The sequence below is a fragment of the Natronobiforma cellulositropha genome (assembly GCF_025629245.1).
Taxonomy (GTDB): Archaea; Halobacteriota; Halobacteria; order Halobacteriales; family Natrialbaceae; genus Natronobiforma; species Natronobiforma cellulositropha.
Genome location: NZ_JANZXN010000017.1, coordinates 203,188 through 219,526 on the forward strand (window position 1 = coordinate 203,188; position 16,339 = coordinate 219,526).

At 65.7% G+C, this 16,339-nt stretch carries 20 protein-coding genes and 1 pseudogene; 11 read left to right on the forward strand and 10 right to left on the reverse strand.

From position 1 onward, the window contains the following. Positions 1-101 precede the first annotated feature (101 nt). Positions 102-1,424: an FAD-dependent oxidoreductase gene (locus N0B15_RS09485; RefSeq protein WP_263019453.1), complete on the reverse strand. Its 1,323-nt coding sequence runs from the start codon at positions 1,422-1,424 to the stop codon at positions 102-104. 130 nt (positions 1,425-1,554) lie between these two features. Here N0B15_RS09485 and N0B15_RS09490 point away from each other — a divergent pair, with 130 nt between their 5' ends. From N0B15_RS09490 to N0B15_RS09505, 4 genes are all read left to right on the forward strand, one after another. Beyond that, positions 1,555-1,839, forward strand: a complete 285-nt coding sequence (locus N0B15_RS09490; RefSeq protein WP_263019454.1) for a DUF357 domain-containing protein — start codon at positions 1,555-1,557, stop codon at positions 1,837-1,839. A 253-nt stretch (positions 1,840-2,092) separates the two neighbouring features. Then, on the forward strand, positions 2,093-3,070 hold the full coding sequence (locus tag N0B15_RS09495) for a transcription initiation factor IIB (protein WP_263019455.1): 978 nt from the start codon (positions 2,093-2,095) through the stop codon (positions 3,068-3,070). A gap of 80 nt (positions 3,071-3,150) precedes the next feature. After that, positions 3,151-3,330 (forward strand): DUF7836 family putative zinc-binding protein, encoded by a 180-nt coding sequence (locus N0B15_RS09500; protein WP_263019456.1) that lies wholly within the window; start codon positions 3,151-3,153, stop codon positions 3,328-3,330. 299 nt (positions 3,331-3,629) lie between these two features. Beyond that, positions 3,630-3,866, forward strand: a complete 237-nt coding sequence (locus N0B15_RS09505) for a UPF0058 family protein (RefSeq protein ID WP_263019457.1) — start codon at positions 3,630-3,632, stop codon at positions 3,864-3,866. Positions 3,867-4,009: 143 nt separating this feature from the next. Here the strand turns inward: N0B15_RS09505 and N0B15_RS09510 are convergent, their stop codons facing one another. Then, entirely contained in the window at positions 4,010-4,444 is a 435-nt protein-coding gene (locus N0B15_RS09510) for a DUF555 domain-containing protein (RefSeq protein WP_263019458.1), read from the reverse strand. A 199-nt stretch (positions 4,445-4,643) separates the two neighbouring features. Between N0B15_RS09510 and N0B15_RS09515 the strand changes: the two genes are divergently transcribed. Further along, positions 4,644-5,555, forward strand: coding sequence for a DNA-3-methyladenine glycosylase family protein (locus N0B15_RS09515; RefSeq protein WP_263019459.1), 912 nt, complete (start codon positions 4,644-4,646; stop codon positions 5,553-5,555). Between the two features lie 61 nt (positions 5,556-5,616). Beyond that, positions 5,617-5,895, forward strand: a complete 279-nt coding sequence (locus tag N0B15_RS09520; protein WP_263019460.1) for an acylphosphatase — start codon at positions 5,617-5,619, stop codon at positions 5,893-5,895. Here N0B15_RS09520 and N0B15_RS09525 read toward each other — a convergent pair whose 3' ends face one another. Further along, positions 5,896-6,402 (reverse strand): hypothetical protein, encoded by a 507-nt coding sequence (locus tag N0B15_RS09525; RefSeq protein WP_263019461.1) that lies wholly within the window; start codon positions 6,400-6,402, stop codon positions 5,896-5,898. Positions 6,403-6,489: 87 nt separating this feature from the next. On the opposite strand from N0B15_RS09525, the gene N0B15_RS09530 reads away from it, so the two are divergent. Together N0B15_RS09530 and moaC are read left to right on the forward strand one after the other, a co-directional pair. Next, positions 6,490-7,941 (forward strand): NAD(P)H-hydrate dehydratase, encoded by a 1,452-nt coding sequence (locus tag N0B15_RS09530; protein WP_263019462.1) that lies wholly within the window; start codon positions 6,490-6,492, stop codon positions 7,939-7,941. Beyond that, a complete protein-coding gene (gene moaC, locus N0B15_RS09535; RefSeq protein WP_263019463.1) occupies positions 7,934-8,440 on the forward strand; it encodes a cyclic pyranopterin monophosphate synthase MoaC in 507 nt (168 codons plus the stop codon). Before N0B15_RS09530 ends, moaC begins: the two co-directional genes overlap by 8 nt. Positions 8,441-8,524: 84 nt before the next feature. Here moaC and N0B15_RS09540 read toward each other — a convergent pair whose 3' ends face one another. The 5 genes from N0B15_RS09540 to N0B15_RS09560 all read right to left on the reverse strand — a co-directional run bounded on the left by N0B15_RS09540 (position 8,525) and on the right by N0B15_RS09560 (position 12,239). After that, positions 8,525-9,268: a beta-ketoacyl-ACP reductase gene (locus N0B15_RS09540; RefSeq protein ID WP_263019464.1), complete on the reverse strand. Its 744-nt coding sequence runs from the start codon at positions 9,266-9,268 to the stop codon at positions 8,525-8,527. A 126-nt stretch (positions 9,269-9,394) separates the two neighbouring features. Continuing rightward, positions 9,395-10,816: a class III poly(R)-hydroxyalkanoic acid synthase subunit PhaC gene (phaC, locus tag N0B15_RS09545; protein WP_263019465.1), complete on the reverse strand. Its 1,422-nt coding sequence runs from the start codon at positions 10,814-10,816 to the stop codon at positions 9,395-9,397. Then, on the reverse strand, positions 10,813-11,355 hold the full coding sequence (locus N0B15_RS09550; protein WP_263019466.1) for a poly(R)-hydroxyalkanoic acid synthase subunit PhaE: 543 nt from the start codon (positions 11,353-11,355) through the stop codon (positions 10,813-10,815). The genes phaC and N0B15_RS09550 overlap by 4 nt, the downstream gene beginning before the upstream one ends. Before the next feature lie 53 nt (positions 11,356-11,408). Beyond that, a complete protein-coding gene (locus N0B15_RS09555; RefSeq protein ID WP_263019467.1) occupies positions 11,409-11,894 on the reverse strand; it encodes a hypothetical protein in 486 nt (161 codons plus the stop codon). A gap of 36 nt (positions 11,895-11,930) precedes the next feature. Continuing rightward, positions 11,931-12,239, reverse strand: coding sequence for an AbrB/MazE/SpoVT family DNA-binding domain-containing protein (locus N0B15_RS09560; RefSeq protein ID WP_263019468.1), 309 nt, complete (start codon positions 12,237-12,239; stop codon positions 11,931-11,933). A 278-nt stretch (positions 12,240-12,517) separates the two neighbouring features. Between N0B15_RS09560 and N0B15_RS09565 the strand changes: the two genes are divergently transcribed. The 3 genes from N0B15_RS09565 to cdd all read left to right on the forward strand — a co-directional run bounded on the left by N0B15_RS09565 (position 12,518) and on the right by cdd (position 15,117). Beyond that, positions 12,518-13,174, forward strand: coding sequence for a MaoC family dehydratase (locus N0B15_RS09565; protein ID WP_263019469.1), 657 nt, complete (start codon positions 12,518-12,520; stop codon positions 13,172-13,174). Positions 13,175-13,267: 93 nt separating this feature from the next. Next, entirely contained in the window at positions 13,268-14,635 is a 1,368-nt protein-coding gene (locus N0B15_RS09570; protein WP_263019470.1) for a phosphohexomutase domain-containing protein, read from the forward strand. 86 nt (positions 14,636-14,721) lie between these two features. After that, positions 14,722-15,117: a cytidine deaminase gene (gene cdd, locus N0B15_RS09575; protein WP_263019471.1), complete on the forward strand. Its 396-nt coding sequence runs from the start codon at positions 14,722-14,724 to the stop codon at positions 15,115-15,117. Between the two features lie 48 nt (positions 15,118-15,165). On the opposite strand, the gene N0B15_RS09580 is transcribed toward cdd, so the two are convergent. Together N0B15_RS09580 and N0B15_RS09585 are read right to left on the reverse strand one after the other, a co-directional pair. Continuing rightward, positions 15,166-16,122, reverse strand: coding sequence for a DUF7958 family protein (locus tag N0B15_RS09580; protein WP_263019472.1), 957 nt, complete (start codon positions 16,120-16,122; stop codon positions 15,166-15,168). Continuing rightward, positions 16,119-16,339 (reverse strand): annotated as a pseudogene (locus N0B15_RS09585) (hypothetical protein); the annotation flags it as partial. The pseudogene N0B15_RS09585 and the gene N0B15_RS09580, both read right to left, overlap by 4 nt.

Below are 16,339 nucleotides of genomic sequence, written 5' to 3' on the forward strand. Positions count from 1 at the left end.
GACCGCTCGAGTGTCGGCGCGTCCGTCGTGTGACCGTCCTGGCTCGTCGCTCGAGACCGGCCGGTCACGTTCGGGGAGTCGCGTCTGAAAAGGGAAGAGCCTCAGTCGTCGGCCGCGGGAATCGTCTCCTCGTCGCTCGCGTCGGCGCGGTCGACGCTCTCGAGGTAGTGGTCGGCGTCGATGGCGGCTTTCGAGCCCATCCCTGCCGCCGTGACGGCCTGCTGGTAGTGGTAGTCGACGACGTCGCCAGCGCCGAAGATGCCGGGGACGTCGGTTTCGGTCTGGCCGCCGCCGTCGCCGCCCTGGGTTCGGAGGTAGCCTTCCTCGTCCATCTCGACGCCGGTTCCCTCGAGGTAGTCGGTGTTGGGGGTGTGGCCGATGGCGAAGAAGACCGCGCCGACCTCGAAGTCGAACTCGTCGGTCTCGGGGTCGTCGAGGCGGTCGGTCGGGTGGCCGGCGTCGTTGTGGACGAGCGTGACGCGGTCGATGCCGCCCTCTCTCGAGCCGTGAATCTCGACCAGTTCGGTGTTTTTCATGATCTCGATCTCACCGGCTTCGACGTGTTCGTTCACGCGGTCGATCCAGTAGTCCTCGGCGCGGAACTCCTCGCGGCGGTGGGCGAGGTAGACGGTGTCTGCGAACTTGGTGAGAAACGAGGCCTCTTCCATCGCGGCGTCGCCGCCGCCGACGACGAGCATGTCCTCGTCGCGGAAGAACGCGCCGTCACAGGTCGCACAGGTCGACAGGCCGTAGCCCATCAGTTCCTCCTGGCCGGGGACGTCGAGGGTGCGTGCGCTGGCTCCCGAGGCGGCGATGACCGCGTCTGCGGTGTAGACGTCGCCGTTGGTGAGGGTGACGCGGAACGGCCGGGAGTCGGCGTCGACGGAGTCGACGATGCCGTTGACGAGGTCGGCACCGAACTGGCGGGCCTGGGCTTTCATGTTGTTGACGAGCTCGGGACCGCTGATCCCCTCGGGGAAGCCGGGGTAGTTCGCGACGTCGGTCGTCAGCGTGAGTTGGCCGCCGGGTTCGTCGCCCTCGATGACCAGCGGCTCGTTGTTCGAGCGGCCGGCGTAGATTGCGGCGGTCAGGCCGGCGATGCCGGTCCCGGCGATGATCAGGCGGCGATGCTCGACGGTGTCGTCGGTGTCGTCGCTCGAGAGGCCGAGTTTCTCGTCGAGTTCGCCCGTCTCCTCGAGCGCACTCGTGTCGTCGAAGCCGCCGATGAGTTCGTCGTCGATGAACACTTCGGGGGCGGTCTTTCGCCCGTCTGCGCGCTCGACCATCTCTTCGAAGAGGTCGTCGTCGCCGGTGACGTTGTAGGTGACGTACTCGACGCCCTTCGCGTCGAAGAGGTCTTTCGCCCGGTCGCAGTACGGACAGTCCTCTTTCGTGTAGATCTCGACTCGAGGCTGTTCGCTCATGGAGCGTAGTTGGTCCGTCTCGATTAAACGCCTTGCGTTCGCCGAGAGTGTGTCGTACGTACGCGTCGGGAGGTCTCCGGAGACGGCGGCTACCGACGCGCTTAGGCACCGCGGGACCCACGACGCCAGTATGGCCGCAGATCTCGCGGAGAAGACCGACCGCTACGGGGCGTTGCTCGAGGAAGCACTCGAGGCGGCGACGGTTGCACCGCCCGCGGAAACGCCGATGGCCGAGGCAGCCGAGGAGTGTTACGAGATGGCGGCGGCGTACCTCGAGGACGGCCGCCACTTTCGGGCGGACGGGGATCCGGTGAACGCGCTGGCGGCGTTCTCGTACGGGCACGCTTGGCTGGATGCTGGAGCGCGCATCGGTCTCTTCGACGTGCCGACCGAGGGCCACCTCTTCACCGTGTGACGTCGGTGGCCGCCGCCGTCGCTCGCCGACGCAGAACCGACGACTATTTACGCACTGGCTCGCTACGAACCTCGTCAACCGGTCACACGAGTTGCAAGAGGCCGTAAGGTTCATATCTGAACCACCACGACACTTATTGCCACAGCGAAACCTTTATATGGCTTTCGGCCTTACTCTACGTTAGCTGAGGCGGCCGGGTTTTTTCTTCTGGTTCCCCCACCCGGCAGCCTCGAGTAACCAACGAGGTCCGATAATGACAGACACAATTACCCGAACGTATACCGGCGAGACGGAGACGGAGCGCGAGACAGTATCGACCACGCGGGGTGAAGAGCGAGAGCGCTGTCCCGAGTGTGGCGGCCGACTGGTCTCCGACTCAGAGCACGCGGAGACGCTCTGTGGCGAGTGTGGACTCGTCGTCGAGGAGAACGAGATCGACCGCGGGCCGGAGTGGCGTGCGTTCGACGCCGCGGAGAAAGACCAGAAGTCCCGCGTCGGCGCACCGACGACGAAGATGATGCACGACCAGGGGCTGTCGACGAACATCGGCTGGCAGGACAAAGACGCCTACGGCAAGGCGCTCTCGAGCCGCCAGCGCCAGAAGATGCAGCGGCTTCGCACCTGGAACGAGCGCTTTCGCACGCGCGACTCGAAAGAACGCAACCTCAAGCAGGCCCTCGGCGAGATCGACCGGATGGCGAGTGCGCTCGGTCTCCCCGAGAACGTCCGCGAGACCGCGAGCGTCATCTACCGGCGCGCACTCGAGGAGGACCTCCTCCCCGGGCGCTCGATCGAGGGCGTCGCGACGGCGTCGCTGTACGCCGCCGCCCGCCAGGCCGGCACGCCACGTAGCTTAGACGAGATCTCGGCGGTCAGCCGCGTCGACAAGATGGAGCTCACCCGCACCTACCGCTACGTCGTGCGCGAGCTCAAACTCGAGGTCAAACCTGCCGACCCGGAACACTACCTCCCGCGGTTCGTCAGCGACCTCGACCTCTCGGACGAGACCGAGCGCATGGCGCGCACCCTCCTCGACAGCGCGCGTGAGGCGGGCGTCCACAGCGGCAAGTCACCGGTCGGACTCGCCGCCGCTGGCGTCTACGCGGCGGCGCTGCTGACCAACGAGAAGGTCACCCAGAACGAGGTCTCGACCGTCGCGAACATCTCGGAGGTCACCATCCGAAACCGCTACAAGGAGCTGCTCGAGGCGTCGGAGACGGCGGCCGCCTGAGCCGACGACCGGACCTCTCGGTGCCGACCGGATTCTGCTTCGCAACAACGCTTTTAGCAATTGGTGTGTACTAGCATGTCATGGAGGAAGCGACCGTCCGACTGTTGTGTCCTGAATGTACGAAAAGCTGGCAAGCACCGCCCGGTGAGCTCCCGGTGGCTGCCGGCGTGTTCCACTGCCCCAACTGTCACGCGTCTCGACGTACGTCGGAGTTCATGAGAACTGACCGCGACTTACGGACGCTAAAACAACTTGGATAGTCGCCGAATCATACACTATTTTTCACGGCAGGCGTGGCTTTCGTAAGGATTAATCACGTCCGATATCACACGAAGTCGAGACGTTTTAACTCTCTAGTAAGGTATTGTTCGAACTAGAACATAAACACGTTGTTACTGAGTAAATATTTGCTTTCCCCGCCTCTCTCGCACGTTTGGGACCACCTACTGGTTCGAAACTACCACTCGGTTAAATTACATAACGATCCATCTTTGGCGGAACCGTGTTAACGATGCTCAAGATAATAATATAACCCTGCAGTGGGTACGTGTGGATGGTTATGAAGAAGCAGGAGCTCATTCACCTTCACGGCCTTCTGGCGGAGGTATCCAATCAGTGTGCAGCGTGGGACGACTGTCGAATTTCGCTCGATGCGTACGAGTCGCTCGGTATTCGGCCGACATCGATCCACAAATCGAAAACCGACCACAAAGCCGCTGTTTTTGCACTCGCTGGGGGAATCACTGAACACATGCGCGAGGGGGAGACGGAAGTAGTCGCCGCGACTGCGGACTGAGACGATTTTGAACCCCTGGAACTGCCTACCGCTGACTGGCGAGACGGCCACCGGCAGTGCTCTCTGACGATATGCCACTCCAATGTCTGATTTCACACCCACTCTCTCGTCGACGGGGCAGTTTCCTCTCGCCCCCGTCGGGATTACTCGAGTAACTCTTCGAACTCGGGAAGAACGTCGTCCGTCTCCTCGTCGTCGTCGGCGTCCGTGCTGTCGTCGTCGGCGTCGCTCTCACCGTCGTCGTCTTCGACGACGTCGACGCGCAACACCTCGAGTGGAATGTTGGTGAGCCGCTGGCCGATCTCTTTGCGGGCGATCCGCGAGGCGTGCTCTTCGCGCTCGACGTTGAAGACGGTCATCTCGAGTTCGAGCGCGACCAGCGCCTCGTCGGCAGCGATGAACGCGGGCGGCAGCTCCTCACCCGACGGCGAGGTCCGCGACCCCATGTTGATCTCGACGTAGTTGAGGTCAGGGTTCAGCATATCGCCAGTCTTCGAGATGGCGATCCGGATCGCCTCGTCTTCCGTCCCGACGTCGTACACCGGCACTGCAGCCTCGACGACAACCCTGCAGTTCATGACGGACTATACTGCTTCTGGCGGTATGAAGGTTCGCCTCGAGTGGCCGATTTCCGGCTACGTGGCTGTTTCAGCCAGTCTGCGCTTGGTTTCAAACGTGTGGGGGTGGTGATAACTCGGCTCGTGCGCTGTACGCTCGGCGCTGTGTGGGCCCGCCGTTTCGAAACCCCCAAGCAGCTCCCAGCAGTGTGGCGAACCGATGGACGCCGGAGCGATTCCGACCGACGACTGCCCGGGTGGCGTCGACTGTTACCTGACGCTCGAGAGCGGCCAGAGCTACCTCTGGGAGCGCGACGACGGCGAGATGTACGCCGGCGAGCCGAACCCGGAGGCGTGGTACGAGACGGTCGTCGACGGCCACCTCCTCAGAGTTCGCCAGCGCGACGGGCGCCTCGAGTGGGAGTCGACGACCGACGCGGCTGACCTGGTCCGCGAGCGGCTGCGTCTCGACGACGACCTCGAGCGGATCGCCGCCCGTGCGCCGGACGACCCGCTCGTCAGGGAGGCCTACGCCGCGCACACGGGGCTGCGACTGGTCGCGGACCCACCGTTTCCGACGCTGATCTCCTTTATCTGTTCGGCGCAGATGCGCGTCCGCCGGATCCACCGGATGGTCTCGACGCTCGCCGCCGCCTACGGCGACGAACTCGTCGTCGACGGCCGGACCTACCACGCGTTTCCGACGCCCGACCAGCTTGCGGGGGCGACCGAGGACGAACTCCGTGACCTCGGTCTCGGCTACCGTGCGCCGTACGTCGTCCGCACCGCCGAGATGGTTGCGAGCGGCGAGGCCCACCCCGAAGCCGCCCGCGACCTGCCCTACGAGGAGGCACGCGACTATCTCACCCAGTTCGTCGGCGTCGGCGAGAAGGTCGCAGACTGCGTGTTGCTGTTCGCACTCGACTTCGACGAGGCCGTTCCGCTCGACACCTGGATCAAGGGAGCGATCACCGACTACTACCCCGACTGCGACCGGGGTTCCTACGCCGATACCTCGAGAGCGATCCGTGAGCGCCTCGGCTGTGTCGACGGCGACGTTCCCGACCGCTACGCCGGGTATGCACAGACATACGTCTTCCACCACCTGCGGACGGGTGCCGTCGGCGACTGAACACGTGTACTGAGACGGACAGAGGGTGGCCTTTTTACTCGCGCCGCTCGAGACGTGTCGTATGACAGAACGTACACGAGCGCACGTGTTCGTCTCCGGCAGGGTCCAGGGCGTCTTCTACCGCGCGACCACCCGCGACACCGCCCGCGAGCACGGCGTCGACGGCTGGGTGCGAAACCTCGCCGACGGGCGCGTCGAGGCTGTCTTCGAAGGCGAGACCGACGCCGTCGACGCGATGGTCGAGTGGTGCCACGAGGGCTCTCCGGCCGCCAGCGTCACCGCTGTCGACGCCGACTACGGCGAACCCGAAGGCATCTCGGGCTTCGAGATTCGGCGCTGATCACCGCTCGGACTCGAGTGCCGCCCGTTCCTCGTCGAGCCACGGCGGTTCCTCGGTGTGTGCCCACGTCGCCCACGGGGCCTTCTCGCCGGCGTAGTACGCCCGGTAGGCCGCGACCGGGTCGCCCGGCCGCCTGTAGGTGTCGGGCATCGCCTGCGGGCGCGGTGTCGGCGAACTCGAGGGAAACGTGATCTCGTCGGGGTCGATGCGGTCGATAACGCGCCAGCTCGCGTGGTCGTCGCGCTTCTCGTAGCGCTCGACGAACTCCTCGTTCAGCGCCGCCGCGTGCTCGCGCAGGCGCAGCCAGTTCGCTCTCGATTCCGTCGCCCACCGCGTCACCGGGTGAGCAGTGTGGGTCGGTCGGTAGAGAAACGCCGCCTCGTAGCCGTTGGCTCGAGCGGCCGTACACAGCACCTGTGCGGTCTCGACGAGCATCTTGTTCACGTGCTCGTCACAGTGGTACCTGGCGGCCAGCCGTGGGTCCTCGTCGAGCCAGAAGACGTTCACACCGTAGGTCAGTGCTCGTCGGTTCTCAACCTGTCGGTGGTCTCGAGAACCTCAAGGTTCAACGCTCGCGCGCTCGAAGTCCCTGGTATGATCACCGGCTCGAAGATGGCTGCGGTCGACGAGAACGCGGCGGCGCTCGGTGTCCCGCGAAAACAGCTGATGGAGTCGAGCGGACACGCTCTCGCGCGCGTCGTCCGCGAGGTGGCTCCCGAGGGCGCGCGGATCGTCATCGTCGCCGGGCGGGGCAACAACGGCGGTGATGCGTTCGTCGCCGCTCGCTTTCTCGACGAGTTCGACGTGACGACGCTCTTACTCGGCCGGCGCGAGACGATCACGACCGACATCGCCCGCGAGAACTGGGACGCCCTCCTCGAGTGTGGCTACGACGCCCGCGAGGTGCGTGACTCACGGTCGTTCTCACTGCCCGACGCCGACGTGGTCGTCGACGCGATGCTCGGTACCGGCGTCTCCGGCCCGCTTCGCGAACCCGTCGCGAGCGCCGCCCGTGCGATCGACGCGAGCGACGCCACGGTCGTCTCCGTCGACGTCCCCTCCGGCTTCGACGCCGAGACAGGCGACCATCTCGAAACCGGCATCGACGCCGACCACGTCGTCACCTTCCACGACACGAAACCGGGGCTCGAGGCGCTCGAGGTGGCCGTCACCGTCGCCGACATCGGCATCCCGGCCGCCGCAGAGCGCTTCGTCGGTCCGGGCGACCTCGAACTCGCCCGGCCGAGCGCACGCGAGGGGCGGGCGTTCGTCGTCGGCGGCGGTCCCTACACCGGTGCCCCTGCACTCGCCGCCCAGGCCGCCCTCCGTGCGGGGATGGAACTCGCGTTCGTCGCCGCCCCCGAGACCGTCGCGGGCGAGATTCAGGCGTACACACCCGACCTGATCGTCCAGCCCTACGCGGGCGAGTACCTCACCCCCGAGGGCGTCGACGGTCTCGTCGACACCGCCGAACGCTACGACGACGTCGTGATTCTCGGACCCGGACTCGGCACCGAAGACGAGACGCTCGAGGCCGCACGCGCGTTTCTCGAGCGCTACACCGGCCCGGCGGTCGTCGACGCCGATGCACTCTCGGTCGTCCCCGAGGTCGACACCGAGGCGACGCTCGTCTGTACACCGAACCGGAAGGAACTGGCGGCGATGGGCGGTCCCGACACCGACGACCTCGCCGCGGCGGCCGACGAGATCGAGACCTTCGCCGCCGACCTCGGCCACGTGGTGCTCGCGAAGGGGACCGACGACGTGATCAGCGACGGCGAGACGACCCGGATCAACCGCGCTGGCGTCCCCGGCATGGCCGTCGGCGGCACCGGCGACCTGCTGGCGGGCATCACGGCGGGGCTGCTCGAGCACGCCCCTGCGCTCGAGGCGGCTACCGCCGCCCCCTACGTCAACGGACGCGCGGGTGAGCGGATCGCTGCGCGCCACGGAACTGAGGACGGACTTGGCCTGTTCGCATCGGACCTGCTCGAGGCGATTCCGTCGGCGTTATGGGGCGCGGAGCCAGTGGTCGACCATGACTGAAGAGGGCGCAGACGAGGGCGACGACGCGGCCGGACTCACCCACACGACGGCCGACGGCGAGGTCCAGATGGTCGACGTCGGCGAGAAACCGGACACCCACCGGCGGGCCGTCGCCGCGGGCGAGATTCACCTCACCCCCGAGACCGTCGCGGCGATCCGTGCCGACGAGGTCGGCAAGGGTGACGTGCTCGCGACGGCGCGAATCGGTGCGATTCAGGCGGTGAAACACACCTGGGAGACGGTGCCGATGTGTCACCAGATTCCGATCACGAACGTCGACACCGCCTTCGAGGTCGACGCCGAGCGGGTCACACTCGAGGTGGCGGTCGAGACGACCGGCAAGACCGGCTGTGAGATGGAGGCGCTCTGTGGCGTCACCACCGGTCTCAACGTCGTCTGGGACATGGTGAAGGCGCTCGAGAAGGCCGACGACGGAGGCTATCCGGCGACACGTATCGAGAACGTCCGTGTCCTCGAGAAGCAGAAACATCGGGTGTGAGCCGCGAGCGGTCCGTTGTCCACCGTCAGCCGACGGTTGCTGTCCAGGGGCCGAGGATCACGGTTCACGGGACACCGAGCCGTCTCAGAGGTCCATGCCGCCGTTGACGTCGATCACTTCGCCGGTGATGTACGACGACTCCTCGCTCGCGAGGAAGTTGACGATGGCCGCGACGTCTTCGACCTCCGCGAGACGCTCGAGCGGGATGCCCGCGATGATCCGGTCTAACACCTTCTCGGGGACGGTCTCGAGCATGTCGGTGCGGGTGAACCCGGGGGCGACGCAGTTGGCCGTCGAGCCACCCTGGGCCAGCTCGAGGGCGATGGTTCGCGTAAAACCGAAGAGACCGCTCTTGGCGGCGGCGTAGTTCGCCTGTCCGAAGTTGCCCTGCTTGCCGACGACGCTCGAGATGTTGATCAGGCGACCCTCGTCGGCGTTCCAGATGTCGTCGTAGAACTCCTGGGTGCAGTTGAACGTCCCGCCGAGGTTGACGTCCATCACGCGGTCCCACTCCGATTGCGTCATCTCGACGAACTGGGTGTCTGCGGTGAGTCCGGCGTTGTTCACCAGGACGTCTACGGGACCGAACGCCTCGTGACAGCGCTCGCGCATCGCGACGACCGACTCCCGGTCGGTGACGTCCGCCTGGGCGGCGATGGCCGCCCCACCGGCGGCTTCGATGGCGTCGACCGCCTCGTATGCGGGTCCCTCCGAAGTCCGGTAGTTGATCACGACGTTCGCGCCCTCGCGTCCGAGGCGCTCGGCGATACCGCGACCGATGCCACGTGCGGATCCGGTGACGACGCAGGTTCGTCCCTCCATTGTCATGTGTACGTGGACGTTCCACTTCCGATGGTAAATAACGACCTGTGGAACCGACTCACTCGCTCCCGACACCCGCCGCTCGAGACCTGTCCCGTAACTAGAGTCGAAAACACTGGGCGGCCAGCCGCGTCACTTCTCGGCGGCTTGCTCGGCCCAGTTTCCGAGGTAGGTCTCCGAGATTTCGGTCTCGTCGGCGAGCGCCTCGAGGTCGGCGCTCGCGAGGTCGTCGAAGGTCGTGATGCCTGCCGATTCGAGGACCTCCGCGTAAGCGTCGCCGATACCGTCGAGTTCGGTCAGGTCGTCCGCGGACACCTCGGCCTCGCCCTCGACGGAGAGGCCATCGTCCTCGAGGTCGTCGGTGCCGGTCTCGTCGCCCGCGACGTCCTCGGCGAGGGCAGCGTCGGGGTCGGTGCTCTCGGATGGCTCGTCGCCGGTCCCATCGTCGGCCCCGGCGGCGTCGCCATCGCCGTTCGAACGCGCTTCGAACCAGTCACAGACCTCCGGCCAGAGTTCGGCGTGGCTGCGCGAGGAGACGGACATCCCGATGTGGCCGGTCGCGAACTCGAGGATCGTCGTGTCCTCGCTCGGAATCGCGTCGTTGAACGGCTTGGAGGCTCCCGGCGGGATGAGGTGGTCGTACTCGGCGACGATCTGGAGGACCGGCATCTCGACGTTCTCGATGTCGACGTGGGTGCCGTCGAGGTAGAGTTCGTTCTCGACGAGTTTGTTCCCCTGATAGACGTCACGGATGAACTGGTCGTAGGTCGCGCCGGCGACGTCGATGCCGTCGCCCAGCCAGCGCTCCATTCTGGCGAAGTTCTCGACGAAGTCCTCGTCCTCGAGGTTGTCGTAGAAGCGGACGTACTTCGTGACGTTGTTCGCGATGGGATCCATCAGGGCGAAGCCAACGTCGAGGAAGTCCGCGGGGACGTTCCCGAACGTGTCGGTGACGCGCTCTGGGTCGTAGAACTCCTCGGCTCCCCAGAGTTCGAGGACGCCGCCATCGCCGGTGAAACACAGGCCCGCAGCCATCAGCCCGAGGTTCCTGACCTTCTCGGGGAACAACGCGGCGTACATCGCCGACATCGTCCCGCCCATACAGTAGCCGAGGACGTTGATCGACTCCTGGCTCGAGCGCTCGCACACCACGTCGACGCAGTTGTCGATGTAACGCGTCACGTAATCGTCGAGCGTGAGCGAGCGGTCCAGCGCCGAGGGCTCGCCCCAGTCGATCAGGTAGACGTCGAAGCCTTCCTCGAGTAACGTCCTGACCACCGAGCGATCCGGCTGGAGGTCGAGGATGTACGGCCGGTTGATCAGCGCGTAGACGATGAGAATCGGTACGTCGTGTTGGGACTCCGTCTGGGACTCGTAGTGGAGCAGGCGGAGTTTGTTCTCCTCGTAGACGACGGTACTCGGCGTCTCACCCACCTCGACCTCGTGGAAGTTCTCGGTTCGGTCGGGCGTCTCACGGACCTTATCGGCGAGTTCGGCCGCCCCCTCCCAGGCCTGCCGTTGCATGTCCAGGGTGAGTGCGTACGGGCTCTTCATTCGGACAGTTCCTCGAGAATGCGGTCGAGTTTCGTCTCGACGGCGTGCTGGCGGCGCTCGAGTTCGACGAGACGGTCGCCGACCTCGACGACGTCGCCGCTGGTCGCGAAGCCAAGTGTCTTGAGGGTGGTCTCGGCCGCTTCGTCGGCCTGCTGTTGGGCTTCGAGGACGTCGCCGACGGTCTCCCCGGTCATCCGGGCGAACGCCGTCGTCGACATGACCTCTTTGAACGCCTCGTTGGCGGTGTTGAGCCAGATGTCGCGGAACTCCTCGAGTTCGACCTCTTCACCCTCGACGGCGTCGTTGACCCGCTCGACGAGCTGCTGTGAGGCGGTCATCCAGACCTCGTAGGCGCGGGCGTAGCCCTCGACGCCCTCGCTGATCTCGTTGTCCTCGCTGACCTGCTCGACGGTCTCGGACCAGCTCTCGACGAACTCGGCTTGCGCCTCCATGTTGGTCTCGAGCGCGTCGAGAAATTGTTCGTTCCACTGTTCGGCGAACGCGTTCCAGTTCTGTGGGTGTGTCTCTGAGTCAGCCATGTGTGTGCTCTGTGTTGGGTGATAAAAGCGCGATTCGCGTGTCTCTGCCGGTCTCAGGCCGCGACGTCGAACTCGTCGCTCGCTTCCTGGACGTTCGCGGCGACCTCTTCGACGCTCTGGCCGACCTGTTCGTGTGCCTCGAGGTAGGCGTCGAACGAGGAGTCGACGACGTCGACGTAGCCGTCGCTGAACTCGCTGTAGGCGGTCTCGGACTCCTCGACGGTGCGGACGAGCGACTCGAGCGACTCGAGCTGTGCCTCGGTCGCCGTCTCGAAGCTCTCGTCGACGAGGCTGCGGAGATCCTCGAAGTCGGCGCTCTCTTCGGGCATCGTGGCCTCGACGGCGTCGACGTAGGCGTGGAGCATGCTCCTGGTGAGGTCTGCGTTCTGCTCGACGAGCTGCTCAGAGGTCGTCAGCGCATCTGCGAGCGCGCTGAACGACGTCTTCTGTGCCTCGATCACGTCGTGGGTCATCGCCTGGCTCTGTTCGATCGCGGTGCGCTGTGCGGTGAGGACTGCGGTGAGTGGGGTTTGCGTCATGGTTGTCTGTTGGGTGGGGGTGGTTCGAACGGGGAGTTACTCGTCTCGAGTGCGTTTGACGGGGACGACGATCGTCTGCACGATGTCGCCTTCTTCGATGTCGAGGGCATCCCGCTCGGGTTCGGGGATGCTGACCCGGCCGCCGCTCTGGACGCGGGCTTTGAACGTCGCGGTGTTCGTCCCCATCGGCGGGTAGCCCGGCAGTTCGCTGAACGGCGAGGAACTCGCCTCCACGAACTGTCGGAACAGTTCCTGCTGGGACTCTGCGACTTGTTCTCCCGCTTCCTGCATCTGTCTGGTGAACATCGCAGGCATCCAGGGCGGCTGACCGGAGTCGTCCGTCATCATCCACAACCAGGACTGCCGTCGCAATAAAGCTTTCCGTCTCATACCATCTGATACCATTCAGTGCCACAGAGGTACACCAAATGGTAGACACTGGCGGCAATCGTCACACAGCTCCAGCACACCTGCTCGTAGCACCGATCCGCGTCACCCACCACTCATCAGCGAAAACCGGCCACACAGTACGGTAACAACGTCTTTCTCGACGGATGTGCCTCGATACTAACCGGTTACGTTGACCAAAGGAGTGATAACCCCGTCTCACATATCCGCTGACCATGGGAGAACAGAACACTGGGGGGAACAACTTCGCCGCGATGACCACTGCGTGGACGTCGGTAGCGAGCAGTCTGATTCAGGGAACGACCGCTGCCAACCGGGCGGCCGTCTCGGCGCTGTTTCCGTACGCGTCCTCCGCTAACGGTGTCGACGCCTGTACCGACCACGAGCCAGAGACCGTCCCCGCGTCGATTCCGTCGCTCGAGTACGAACACCTCGACTGGGCGTTCGAACGCACGGTCGACGACCCCGACCACATCAGCGTCGGTGACCTCGTCACCTTCGAGAAGACGATCACGGAGACCGACGTCCGCACGTTCGCTCGAGCCAGCGGCGACACCAACCGCCTCCACCTGGACGAAGAATTCGCCGCCGGAACCCGCTTCGGCGAACGCATCGCCCACGGAACGCTCGTCTCGGGGCTGATCAGCGCCGCGCTCGCACGCTTGCCCGGTCTCACCATCTACCTCTCGCAGGACCTCGAGTTCCGCGCCCCCGTCGCCATCGGCGACCGCGTCTCCGCACGCGTCGAAATCGTCGAAGACCTCGGCAGAGAGCAGTATCGACTCGAGACGCAGATCAGAGACGAGGACGAACAACAGGTCGTCATCGACGGCGAGGCGGTCGTCCTGATCGACGACATGCCCGAGAACTGATTCGTCTTTTTCGAGTTATTCGGCCGTCCGAGTCCACGCTGACGAGCGCCGCTCGCCAACGGGGCTAAGTAGTTCCTCGAAGAACCACCGCCAATGACGCTGTTCGGCACCGCCGGTATCCGTGGTTCCGCAGAGGAGACTGTGACCCCCGCGCTCGCCCTCTCGGTCGGCCAGGCCGTCGGCGAACCCGGGGAGACGGTCGTCGTCGGCAGGGACGGACGCGAGACGGGCGAAGCGCTCGCCGCCGCCGTCGAGGCAGGTCTCGAGAGTGCAGGTGCCGACGTCCGTCGCGTCGGCATCTGTCCCACGCCCGCACTGGCGTTCGCCTCCCGCGGCCGGACCGGCGTGATGCTCACCGCGAGTCACAACCCGCCCACCGACAACGGCATCAAACTGTTCGCCGACGGCGTCGAGTTCGACCACCACCGAGAGGAGACCGTCGAGGCGTCCGTCGCCGACGGTCCCGACCTCCCTGCCTGGGACGTCTGGGGTTCATCCTCTCGCCTCGGGGTTCTCGGTGCCTATCGCGACGCCGTCATCACCTTCGTCCGCGAGGAATTCGCGGCGGAACGCCCGCTCGAGGGACTCTCGGTCGCCGTCGACTGCGGGACCGGTGTCGGCGCGCTCGCGACCCCGCAGGTACTCGACCGGCTGGGTGCGCGGGTGGTCGCGCTCAACGCCACCGTCGACGGCCACTTCCCCGCCCGCGAGAGCAAGCCGACGCCCGAGACGCTCACCGACCTCGCCGCCTTCCTCGCCGACGGTTCGTTCGACCTGGGTCTCGCTCACGACGGCGACGCCGACCGCCTCGTCGTCCTCGGTCCCGACGGATCGGTGATCCACGAGGATACGATTCTCGCCGTCGTCGCCGCCCACTACACCCGGCGGGCGACCGCCGCGGACCCGGTCGTCGTCACCACGCCGAACGCCTCCGCGCGCATCGACGACCTCGTCACCGACGCGGGCGGGCGCGTCGAGCGCGTCCGTCTGGGCGCGCTCCACGAGGGCATCGCTCGCGTGCGCGAGTCGGGCGACGAGGACACCGCGGTCGTCTTCGCCGCCGAACCCTGGAAACACATCCACACCGCCTTCGGCGGCTGGATCGACGGTGTCGCCAGCGCGGCCGTCGTCTCGGCGCTCGTCGCCGACGTCGGAGACACCGACGCGCTCCGAGAGCCGGTCACAGAACGCCCCTACCGGAAGCTCAACGTCTCCTGTCCCCACGAGGCGAAAGCCGCTGCCACGGCTGCCCTCGAGTCCACTCTCCCGGACGCCTTCCCGGAGGCGACTCTCGAGACCGAGTACGGCATCCGGCTCACCTTCTCCGACGCCTCCTGGCTGCTCGTCCGCCCGAGCGGCACCGAACCCTACGTCCGCATCTACGCTGAGAGCGACGAGCTAGACGCCCTCCTCGAGACGGCCGAAGAACTCGTCGAGACCGCCGTTGCCGACGCCACGTAGCGCTCTGGCACCCACCCGGTGGCCGCCTTCCGGCCCGCCACCGTTCCCCCGGAGCGTTCTTTTCACCGCTCGCCGTACCTCGAGTCGTGACCCATCCACTGATCGACGCCGCCCGCGAGATTCAGGCGCGAGCGCACGTCCCCTACTCGAACTACCGCGTCGGTGCCGCCCTCGAGACGACCGACGGCGAGGTCTTCGTCGGCTGTAACCTCGAGAACGCGAACTACAGTAACAGCCTCCACGCCGAGGAGGTCGCCCTCGCCGAAGCGGTCAAGACGGGCCACGACTCCTTCACCCGCATCGCCGTCAGCTCGAGTCGCCGCGACGGCGTCACCCCCTGCGGAATGTGTCGCCAGACGCTCGCCGAGTTCTGCGACGAGTCGTTTCTCGTCATCTGTGACGAGGGCGAGGGCGAACCGCCGAGTGAGTACACGCTGGGTGAACTGTTGCCGAATACGATCACCCAGGAGATGCTCGAGTAGCGCCCTCCTCACGCCCGCAGCGCCGTTCTGACTCGAGCGCCCGCCTCCTCAGGAGAAGAGCGTCCCCTCCTCGCCGTCGCGCAGGTGCAACTGCGGGTAGAGATCGTAGTGGTCGTACCGCCGCGCGTCGTGGAGCGTCCCGAAGCCGATCACGCGGAACGGTTCCGGCGGCACCAGTCCCATGGTGACGAAGCGATCACGCACCTGACAGCGGAGGTGGTGATCGAGCGCCTCGCGGAACGCGGCGAGCGTCTCGGGTGCGTGCGGGAGCAGTTCGATCACCGCGTCAGGCTCGCGCTCGAGCGGGGTGTCGGCGCGTTCGACCTCGTGACGCCCCCGGGAATTCGGATAGCCGACGTGGATGCCCGAGACGGCGGCGACGGTCAGGTCGGCCTCGAGTCCGTCGCGCTCGACGACGTCGGCGAGGTCCTCACCGACCGCCCGCCAGCGCTCGAGGTCGCCCGCCGAAAGCGCCGAGACCGGCCGGACGTCGCTCTCCTCGGAGAGATCCAGGCCGCTCTCGGCCGCGAGCGCCTGCGCCCGCTCGGCCACCTCGCCCTCGAGCGCGAGACCCAGGTAGACCTCGAGTTCGTAGACGACTGCGTCGGGTGCGCGCACACCTGCGGGGAGGGTAACCGGCCGTTCGACGTCCGCGTCGTGGCTGCGAAGCTGCTGGTAGAGCGCGCCGAAGTAGCGTTCGAACGCCTCCTCGGAGAGGGCCGCGATGGCCCGACGCACCGCGTCGATGTACGCGGGGTTCTGCGCGTGCTCGAGGGTGTCGTAGCCGCGCTGGGTGAAGACGTAGTACTTTGCGAAGCGACGCGCCTGATTGTTGTGTTCGTTCTCCTCGCTGGTTCTCTTCTCAGGATCGTCGGAGTACCCATCCTGTTGGTGTGCGGTTATATTTCCTGAAAATTCCATTTCGATAACGTGCTCTGTACCTGCATTGTCAAGCAGGTTCACACCAACTAGTCGTTCGTTCTCTCCAGTTATCACTGCCTTCATGGCTTGACTGCCCCACTTTTTCCGACTCCTTCCAGTGGATCACCAGTTTTCTCTCGAGCCTCGAGGAACTCCTCGTACATTTCGGCCATCTCGAGGTACATGCCCTCGAGTTTGTCGGCCTGTCCGCCGGGGCGGTTGGACATCAAGGTTCCGAGGCCCTCCTTGGCGACGTCACTCGCGATGGCGCTCGCCGCGCCGATGACGGCCCCGCCGGTGG

Excerpts from the sequence above, each read along its gene's own strand:
- N0B15_RS09540 (WP_263019464.1), bottom strand. The coding sequence starts at position 9,268 with ATGACAATGGAGGGACGAACCTGCGTCGTCACCGGATCCGCACGTGGC.
- moaC (WP_263019463.1), top strand. The coding sequence starts at position 7,934 with ATGACTGAAGAGGGCGCAGACGAGGGCGACGACGCGGCCGGACTCACC.
- N0B15_RS09495 (WP_263019455.1), top strand. The coding sequence starts at position 2,093 with ATGACAGACACAATTACCCGAACGTATACCGGCGAGACGGAGACGGAG.
- phaC (WP_263019465.1), bottom strand. The coding sequence starts at position 10,816 with ATGAAGAGCCCGTACGCACTCACCCTGGACATGCAACGGCAGGCCTGG.
- N0B15_RS09570 (WP_263019470.1), top strand. The coding sequence starts at position 13,268 with ATGACGCTGTTCGGCACCGCCGGTATCCGTGGTTCCGCAGAGGAGACT.
- N0B15_RS09490 (WP_263019454.1), top strand. The coding sequence starts at position 1,555 with ATGGCCGCAGATCTCGCGGAGAAGACCGACCGCTACGGGGCGTTGCTC.
- N0B15_RS09530 (WP_263019462.1), top strand. The coding sequence starts at position 6,490 with ATGATCACCGGCTCGAAGATGGCTGCGGTCGACGAGAACGCGGCGGCG.
- N0B15_RS09560 (WP_263019468.1), bottom strand. The coding sequence starts at position 12,239 with ATGACGGACGACTCCGGTCAGCCGCCCTGGATGCCTGCGATGTTCACC.
- N0B15_RS09505 (WP_263019457.1), top strand. The coding sequence starts at position 3,630 with ATGAAGAAGCAGGAGCTCATTCACCTTCACGGCCTTCTGGCGGAGGTA.
- N0B15_RS09565 (WP_263019469.1), top strand. The coding sequence starts at position 12,518 with ATGGGAGAACAGAACACTGGGGGGAACAACTTCGCCGCGATGACCACT.
- N0B15_RS09555 (WP_263019467.1), bottom strand. The coding sequence starts at position 11,894 with ATGACGCAAACCCCACTCACCGCAGTCCTCACCGCACAGCGCACCGCG.
- N0B15_RS09500 (WP_263019456.1), top strand. The coding sequence starts at position 3,151 with ATGGAGGAAGCGACCGTCCGACTGTTGTGTCCTGAATGTACGAAAAGC.
- N0B15_RS09510 (WP_263019458.1), bottom strand. The coding sequence starts at position 4,444 with ATGAACTGCAGGGTTGTCGTCGAGGCTGCAGTGCCGGTGTACGACGTC.
- N0B15_RS09550 (WP_263019466.1), bottom strand. The coding sequence starts at position 11,355 with ATGGCTGACTCAGAGACACACCCACAGAACTGGAACGCGTTCGCCGAA.
- N0B15_RS09520 (WP_263019460.1), top strand. The coding sequence starts at position 5,617 with ATGACAGAACGTACACGAGCGCACGTGTTCGTCTCCGGCAGGGTCCAG.
- N0B15_RS09515 (WP_263019459.1), top strand. The coding sequence starts at position 4,644 with ATGGACGCCGGAGCGATTCCGACCGACGACTGCCCGGGTGGCGTCGAC.
- N0B15_RS09485 (WP_263019453.1), bottom strand. The coding sequence starts at position 1,424 with ATGAGCGAACAGCCTCGAGTCGAGATCTACACGAAAGAGGACTGTCCG.
- N0B15_RS09580 (WP_263019472.1), bottom strand. The coding sequence starts at position 16,122 with ATGAAGGCAGTGATAACTGGAGAGAACGAACGACTAGTTGGTGTGAAC.